Here is an 8,661-nt window from a genome sequence, read left to right on the forward strand (position 1 = left end):
ATGAAATTAAGAAAAATATCAATTTTAATTACTATAGGTTTAATGGTTTCAACTATGCTTACTGGATGTGGAGGTACAGATTCAAAAAAAGTTTTGAATGTATATAATGTCGGAGATTATATAGATGAAAATATAATAACTTTATTTGAAGAAAAAACTGGAATTGATGTACAGTATGAAACTTATGATACTAATGAAATGATGTATCAAAAAGTTAAAAGTGGAAGTACTAATTATGATTTAATATTCCCATCTGACTATATGGTTGAAAAAATGAAAAGTGAAGGACTTCTTCAAAAAATAGATTTTAAAAATATACCAAATATGAAGTATATAGATAAAAGCTTTTTAAATCCTATATATGACGAAACTAATGAATATAGCGTTCCATATATGTGGGGAACTTTTGGTATATTATATAATAAAAAAATGGTTAAAGAACCAGTTGATAGTTGGAACATACTTTGGAACCCTAAGTATAAAGGCAATATAATGATGTTTGACTCAGTGAGAGATACTATGGGAATATCATTAAAAAGATTAGGCTACAGCATGAATACAACTAATCCTAAAGAAATAAATGAAGCAATGAAAGAGTTAATGAAACAAAAAGATTTAGTATTAGCATATGTAAATGATGAAGGTAAAGATAGACTTCTAGGAGAAGAAGTGGCTATGGGGATTGCTTACTCAGGAGATGCAGTGACTTTAATGGAAGAAAACCCTAATTTAGCTTATGCAATACCTAAAGAAGGTACAAATAAATGGGTAGATGCAATGGCAATACCTAAAAGCGCACAAAATAAAAAGGAAGCTGAAATGTTTATAAACTTTTTATTAGATCCTGAAATTGCGAAGATGAATGCTGAATATATAGGATATTCAACTCCTAATGAAGGAGCTTTAAAGTTATTAGATAAAGATGTAACTTCAAATCCTGTTGCATATCCTCCTAAATCTGTTATGGATAAGACTGAAACATTTATTGATTTAGGGAACAAATTAAGATTATACGACGAAGCTTGGATAAAGCTGAAGTCTAAATAAAAAAAGCTCATTTGAATGAGCTTTTTTATTTTTTTGCGTAAATTAGCATATAAAAGTTTACAAGATGATATTATAATATAAATTAGAAAGTGGAGGGTAGTATGGGGATAAGAAAAAAGAGAAACTTTAGAAGAAAATTTAATATTAATAATAAAAAAAATAAAGAGTTACTTCAAAGTCTTAGTTTGATTTTAGTTTTATCATTTGTTGTTGGAGGAATATACACTGTATATGAAAATAAAAATTACGAAAAAAAAATAGCTAAAATAGAGTCATTGAAGATCGAAGAGGAAAAAATAAAGTTTATTAAAGATATTGAAAAAGAAGCTGAAAGCAGTTATAAGGAATATGGGGTATTGCCATCTATAACTATATCTCAGGCGATACTTGAATCTGGTTGGGGGCAATCAGAATTAACAAAAACCAGTAACAATTTATTTGGAATAAAAGCAGATGAAAGATGGAAAGGTGAGAATGTAGAAGTAGCAACATCAGAAAATTATAGTGATGAAGTAATGGCTAAATTCAGAAAATACAACTCATTAGATGATTCAATAAGAGATCATGCAAAGTTTTTAAAAGAAAATCCAAGATATGCAGAACATGGTTTGTTTAAAGGAAAAGACTATAAATCACAAGCTCAAGCATTAGAAGATGCAGGTTATAGCACTAAAAAAAATGAACAAGGGGAAGCTATATATGCAGATATGCTAATAGATTTAATAGAAAGATATAACTTAAATTTAATAGATTAATAAAAAAATATAAAAAAGTGTTGACTTCAAAAAAAAAGGATGATATTATTATACATGTGCTCAAGAGAGCATGGATTAAGAACTTTGAAAATTAAACAGTAGGTTAATTATAAAAATTCTTTTTTAAAGAATTAAACACAAACAACCAAGCCAGATATTCAGATAATGATTAGCTGAGCGATGGACAACTTTTTAAATTATATTTGAGAGTTTGATCCTGGCTCAGGATGAACGCTGGCGGCGTGCCTAACACATGCAAGTCGAGCGATCTCTTCGGAGAGAGCGGCGGACGGGTGAGTAACGCGTGGGTAACCTGCCCTGTACACACGGATAACATACCGAAAGGTATACTAATACGGGATAACATATGAAAGTCGCATGGCTTTTATATCAAAGCTCCGGCGGTACAGGATGGACCCGCGTCTGATTAGCTAGTTGGTAAGGTAATGGCTTACCAAGGCAACGATCAGTAGCCGACCTGAGAGGGTGATCGGCCACACTGGAACTGAGACACGGTCCAGACTCCTACGGGAGGCAGCAGTGGGGAATATTGCACAATGGGCGAAAGCCTGATGCAGCAACGCCGCGTGAGCGATGAAGGCCTTCGGGTCGTAAAGCTCTGTCCTCAAGGAAGATAATGACGGTACTTGAGGAGGAAGCCCCGGCTAACTACGTGCCAGCAGCCGCGGTAATACGTAGGGGGCTAGCGTTATCCGGAATTACTGGGCGTAAAGGGTGCGTAGGTGGTTTTTTAAGTCAGAAGTGAAAGGCTACGGCTCAACCGTAGTAAGCTTTTGAAACTAGAGAACTTGAGTGCAGGAGAGGAGAGTAGAATTCCTAGTGTAGCGGTGAAATGCGTAGATATTAGGAGGAATACCAGTAGCGAAGGCGGCTCTCTGGACTGTAACTGACACTGAGGCACGAAAGCGTGGGGAGCAAACAGGATTAGATACCCTGGTAGTCCACGCCGTAAACGATGAGTACTAGGTGTCGGGGGTTACCCCCCTCGGTGCCGCAGCTAACGCATTAAGTACTCCGCCTGGGAAGTACGCTCGCAAGAGTGAAACTCAAAGGAATTGACGGGGACCCGCACAAGTAGCGGAGCATGTGGTTTAATTCGAAGCAACGCGAAGAACCTTACCTAAGCTTGACATCCCACTGACCTCTCCCTAATCGGAGATTTCCCTTCGGGGACAGTGGTGACAGGTGGTGCATGGTTGTCGTCAGCTCGTGTCGTGAGATGTTGGGTTAAGTCCCGCAACGAGCGCAACCCTTGCCTTTAGTTGCCAGCATTAAGTTGGGCACTCTAGAGGGACTGCCGAGGATAACTCGGAGGAAGGTGGGGATGACGTCAAATCATCATGCCCCTTATGCTTAGGGCTACACACGTGCTACAATGGGTGGTACAGAGGGTTGCCAAGCCGCGAGGTGGAGCTAATCCCTTAAAGCCATTCTCAGTTCGGATTGTAGGCTGAAACTCGCCTACATGAAGCTGGAGTTACTAGTAATCGCAGATCAGAATGCTGCGGTGAATGCGTTCCCGGGTCTTGTACACACCGCCCGTCACACCATGGAAGTTGGGGGCGCCCGAAGCCGGTTAGCTAACCTTTTAGGAAGCGGCCGTCGAAGGTGAAACCAATGACTGGGGTGAAGTCGTAACAAGGTAGCCGTATCGGAAGGTGCGGCTGGATCACCTCCTTTCTAAGGAGTAATTACCTACTGTTTAATTTTGAGAGTTCTTAAATGAACTTCATATTGTGGGGGTGTAGCTCAGCTGGGAGAGCACTTGCCTTGCACGCAAGGGGTCAGGAGTTCGATCCTCCTCATCTCCACCATATTAGTACTTAATTGTACTTTAGTACTTTGAAAACTGCATAACATTTAGTGATGATTAAATAAACCAATTATAAGAGAAGAAAACTCTTTAAAAAATAACACTTTTGATAACTGGTCAAGTTATTAAGGGCGCAGGGCGGATGCCTTGGCACTAAGAGCCGATGAAGGACGCGATAAGCTGCGATAAGCTTCGGGGAGTTGCACGTAAACTTTGATCCGAAGATTTCCGAATGAGGAAACTCACTTAGAGTAATGTCTAAGTATCATTAAGTGAATACATAGCTTAGTGAGGGGAACCCGGGGAACTGAAACATCTAAGTACCCGGAGGAAAAGAAAGAAATTCGATTCCGTAAGTAGCGGCGAGCGAACGCGGAATAGCCCAAACCAGTGAAGTTTTCTTCGCTGGGGTTGCGGACACATCATCAACGAAGAGGTATCGTAAACGAAGAGAGTTGGAAAGCTCCGCTATAAAGTGTAATAGCCACGTAGTTGAAACGAGAAGACTTTAGATGTGATCCAGAGTACCACGGGACACGTGAAACCCTGTGGGAAGCAGGAGGGACCATCCTCCAAGGCTAAATACTACTTAGTGACCGATAGCGCATAGTACCGTGAGGGAAAGGTGAAAAGAACCCCGGGAGGGGAGTGAAATAGAACCTGAAACCCTGCGCTTACAAGCTGTGGAAGCACTTTATATGTGTGACCGCGTACTTTTTGTAGAACGGGCCAACGAGTTACGATAGTAAGCTAGGTTAAGTACTTAAGGTATGGAGCCGTAGTGAAAGCGAGTCTTAAATGGGCGTTAAGTTTGCTGTCGTAGACCCGAAACCGAGCGACCTATCCATGAGCAGGATGAAGCGAAAGTAAAATTTCGTGGAGGTCCGAACCCACGAGCGTTGAAAAGCTCGGGGATGACTTGTGGATAGCGGTGAAATTCCAATCGAGCTCGGAGATAGCTGGTTCTCCCCGAAATAGCTTTAGGGCTAGCCTCAAGGTTGAGAAATACGGAGGTAGAGCACTGAATATCCTAGGGGGCATTGCGCTTACCGAAGATTATCAAACTCCGAATGCCGTTATTTTATACTTGGGAGTCAGACTGTGGGTAATAAGATTCATAGTCGAGAGGGCAACAGCCCAGATCGTCAGCTAAGGTCCCTAAATGTAAGTTAAGTGGTAAAGGATGTGGGATTGCATAGACAACCAGGATGTTGGCTTAGAAGCAGCCACTCATTTAAAGAGTGCGTAATAGCTCACTGGTCGAGTGATCCTGCGCCGAAGATTACCGGGGCTAAAACTTACTACCGAAGCTACGATATCATTTATGATAGGTAGGGGAGCTTCCTATGCAGGCTGAAGCATGACCGTAAGGACGTGTGGACAGTATAGGAGTGAGAATGTTGGCATGAGTAGCGAGACGTGGGTGAGAATCCCACGGGCCGTAAACCCAAGGTTTCCAGGGGAAGGTTCGTCCGCCCTGGGTTAGTCGGGACCTAAGCCGAGGCCGAAAGGCGTAGGTGATGGACAACAGGTTGAGATTCCTGTACCACCGATAATCGTTTGAGAGATGGAATGACACAGTAGGATAAGCTAACCACACTGTTGGTTATGTGTGGCTAAGTACTGAGGCAGTCAAGGCAGGCAAATCCGCCATGATAATGCTGGGGTACGATGGGGAGCGAAATTAAGTAGCGAAGTAGCTGATTTCACACTGTCGAGAAAAGTTTCTATCGAGATTAAAGGTGCCCGTACCGCAAACCGACACAGGTGGGTGAGGAGAGTATCCTAAGGCCAGCGAGAGAACTGTTGTTAAGGAACTCGGCAAAATGACCCCGTAACTTAGGGAGAAGGGGTGCCACGTTAGGGTTAACGCCCGAGGTGGCCGCAGAGAATAGGCCCAAGCGACTGTTTACCAAAAACACAGGTTTCTGCTAAGTCGTAAGACGATGTATAGGAGCTGACGCCTGCCCGGTGCTGGAAGGTTAAGGGGATCTGTTAGGATTTATCCGAAGCAGTGAACTTAAGCCCCAGTAAACGGCGGCCGTAACTATAACGGTCCTAAGGTAGCGAAATTCCTTGTCGGGTAAGTTCCGACCCGCACGAAAGGCGTAACGATTTGGGCACTGTCTCAACAACAGACTCGGTGAAATTGTAATCCCGGTGAAGATGCCGGGTACCTGCGACAGGACGGAAAGACCCCATGGAGCTTTACTGTAGCTTGACATTGAATTTTGGTGCTACATGTACAGGATAGGTGGGAGGCTATGAAATCGGGACGCCAGTCTCGGTGGAGCCATCCTTGGGATACCACCCTTGTAGTACTGAGATTCTAACCAGATACCTTGAATCAGGTATTGGGACACTGTCAGGTGGGCAGTTTGACTGGGGCGGTCGCCTCCCAAAGAGTAACGGAGGCGCTCAAAGGTTCTCTCAGCACGGTCGGAAATCGTGCGTAGAGTGTAAAGGCAGAAGAGAGCTTGATTGCAAGACATACAGGTCGAGCAAGGACGAAAGTCGGACTTAGTGATCCGGTGGTTCCGCATGGAAGGGCCATCGCTCAACGGATAAAAGCTACCCTGGGGATAACAGGCTTATCTCCCCCAAGAGTCCACATCGACGGGGAGGTTTGGCACCTCGATGTCGGCTCATCACATCCTGGGGCTGTAGTAGGTCCCAAGGGTTGGGCTGTTCGCCCATTAAAGTGGTACGCGAGCTGGGTTCAGAACGTCGTGAGACAGTTCGGTCCCTATCCGTCGCAGGCGTAGGAAATTTGAGGAGACCTGTCCTTAGTACGAGAGGACCGGGATGGACGTACCTCTGGTGTACCAGTTGTTCTGCCAAGGGCATGGCTGGGTAGCTATGTACGGAATGGATAAGCGCTGAAAGCATCTAAGCGCGAAGCCAACTTCAAGATAAGATTTCCCACCGTAAGGGTAAGATCCCAGGAAGACTACCTGGTTGATAGGTCGGAGGTGTAAGTGCAGCAATGTATGTAGCTTACCGATACTAATAGATCGAGGACTTGACCAAGATTATTTGAGCAACGGGATAAATATGAATGTATATGAATATTTAGACGTTGGCGAAATGATCACGGTGAATTTTAATCTACAAATGTTATTCAGTTTTTAGAGTACTAACTCTAAATAAAGATTATGCGGTTATTACAGCAAAGAGGATACACCTGTTCCCATTCCGAACACAGAAGTTAAGCTCTTTAGCGCCGATGGTACTTGGTGGGAAGCTGCCTGGGAGAGTAGGACGTAGCCGCGTAATCTTTTTTATTTTACGTGGATTTGTGGTGGTTGATATTTAGTTTGCGCTTGGGTCATAAAGCTGAGAAGATGCTTTAAATGACCACTTCGCTGCAAACTAAATATCAACCACTTTTTGTTGTGCAAAATAAAGAAGAATTACGCTTGTACAGTATGAGATAAAGGATAAGAAAAGATGCTTTAAATGGCCACTTCGCTACAGACTAAATATCAACTACTCTTTGTTGTGCAAAATAAAGAATGATTACGTTTGTAGGAGATGGGATTAAAATAAAATCTAGGAAATAGGGAAAATATATTTAAAGGTATCTATATTTGGATATAACTATACTTAGTTAAGATTCGAATAATAAATTTAAAGGAGATGATAGCTTTGAATAAGATTAAGGTTATGACCGTTTTTGGAACGAGGCCAGAGGCTATAAAAATGGCACCTTTAGTAAAAGAACTCGAGAGCAGAGAAGAAATTGAAAGTATTGTATGTGTAACAGCTCAACATAGACAAATGTTAGATCAAGTTTTAGAGATATTTGATATAACTCCAGATTTTGATTTGAATTTAATGAAAAACAATCAGACGCTAACATCTATAACAGTTAGTGCACTAGAAGGAATAGATGAGGTAATAAGAAAATTAACGCCAGATATAGTTTTGGTACATGGAGATACGACAACAACATTGTCTGCTAGTTTAGCAGCATTTTATAATAAATGTGATGTTGGACATGTGGAGGCAGGACTTAGAACTTATAATAAATATTCTCCATATCCAGAAGAAATAAATAGACAAGTTACAGGCATTATAGCAGATATGCATTTTACTCCAACTAATACATCAAAAGAAAATTTAATAAAAGAAGGAAAGTGTAGTGATGATATTTATGTAACTGGAAATACGGCTATAGATGCTTTAAAAACAACTATTAAAAAAGGGTATAACAATAAAATATTAGATAAAATTAAAAGTGATAGAATGATTCTACTTACTGCTCACAGAAGAGAGAACTTGGGCGAAAATATGGAAAATATATTTAAAGCCATAAATAAGATTGTAAGCGAATTTAATGATGTTCAAGTAATATATCCTGTACATTTAAACCCTAAAGTTAAAACTATTGCTGATGAGATTTTAGGTGATAATGAGCGAATACATTTAATAGAGCCTTTAAACGTTATAGATTTTCATAATTTTATGAGTAAGTCTTATTTAATAATGACTGATAGTGGAGGTATCCAAGAAGAAGCCCCCTCTCTTGGAAGGCCAGTTTTAGTTCTTAGAGATACAACGGAAAGACCTGAAGGAGTAGAAGCGGGGACATTAAAATTAGTGGGAACAAATTCGAAAGATATATATGATACGGCAAAGGAATTATTAATAGACAAAAAAACCTATGAAAAAATGTCTAAAGCTTCAAATCCATATGGAGATGGTCTTGCAAGTAAGTACATCGTTGATAGTATAATAAAAAAATACTTGAATAAATAGGTAAAAGTGAATAAAAATAGTAAGTCCAATAAATAATTATAGTATAGACTAAATTGTTTAATTGGAGGAATTTTATGTATAGAGTTGTATTAAAGCGTATTAATACAGATTATCTAAATGAGAACATGATATTTGATTGTCAGTATATTGATTTTGATAGTTCAAAGTATAGGTTTGGAAATATAGTTATGAATAATTTTGTTATAAAAGACTTTGAAGTTAATAATGAAGATATAGCATTGATAAAAATAATGTAATAAGTGT

The 8,661-nt window shown here is 40.5% G+C and carries 4 protein-coding genes, 1 tRNA gene and 3 rRNA genes; all 8 read left to right on the top strand.

The features are described from left to right. The 8 genes from ACN6I1_RS01935 to ACN6I1_RS01970 all read left to right on the top strand — a co-directional run bounded on the left by ACN6I1_RS01935 (nucleotide 1) and on the right by ACN6I1_RS01970 (nucleotide 8,654). On the top strand, nucleotides 1–1,047 hold the full coding sequence (locus ACN6I1_RS01935; RefSeq protein WP_021428549.1) for an ABC transporter substrate-binding protein: 1,047 nt from the start codon (nucleotides 1–3) through the stop codon (nucleotides 1,045–1,047). A gap of 101 nt (nucleotides 1,048–1,148) precedes the next feature. Further along, entirely contained in the window at nucleotides 1,149–1,802 is a 654-nt protein-coding gene (locus ACN6I1_RS01940) for a glycoside hydrolase family 73 protein (protein ID WP_419742548.1), read from the top strand. 199 nt (nucleotides 1,803–2,001) lie between these two features. Continuing rightward, nucleotides 2,002–3,503: ribosomal RNA gene (locus tag ACN6I1_RS01945) — 16S ribosomal RNA — on the top strand. Between the two features lie 58 nt (nucleotides 3,504–3,561). After that, nucleotides 3,562–3,637 (top strand) — tRNA-Ala (locus ACN6I1_RS01950). Nucleotides 3,638–3,751: 114 nt separating this feature from the next. Then, nucleotides 3,752–6,666 (top strand): 23S ribosomal RNA (locus ACN6I1_RS01955). 126 nt (nucleotides 6,667–6,792) lie between these two features. After that, nucleotides 6,793–6,909: ribosomal RNA gene (gene rrf / locus ACN6I1_RS01960) — 5S ribosomal RNA — on the top strand. Together the 16S, 23S and 5S rRNA genes with 1 tRNA gene alongside form the textbook arrangement of a ribosomal RNA operon. 375 nt (nucleotides 6,910–7,284) lie before the next feature. Then, nucleotides 7,285–8,397, top strand: a complete 1,113-nt coding sequence (gene wecB / locus ACN6I1_RS01965) for a non-hydrolyzing UDP-N-acetylglucosamine 2-epimerase (RefSeq protein WP_419742549.1) — start codon at nucleotides 7,285–7,287, stop codon at nucleotides 8,395–8,397. Nucleotides 8,398–8,471: 74 nt separating this feature from the next. Further along, nucleotides 8,472–8,654 (top strand): hypothetical protein, encoded by a 183-nt coding sequence (locus ACN6I1_RS01970; protein WP_419742550.1) that lies wholly within the window; start codon nucleotides 8,472–8,474, stop codon nucleotides 8,652–8,654. Nucleotides 8,655–8,661: the final 7 nt, after the last annotated feature.

Source organism: Paraclostridium dentum (assembly GCF_048568265.1).
GTDB lineage: Bacteria > Bacillota > Clostridia > Peptostreptococcales > Peptostreptococcaceae > Paraclostridium > Paraclostridium dentum.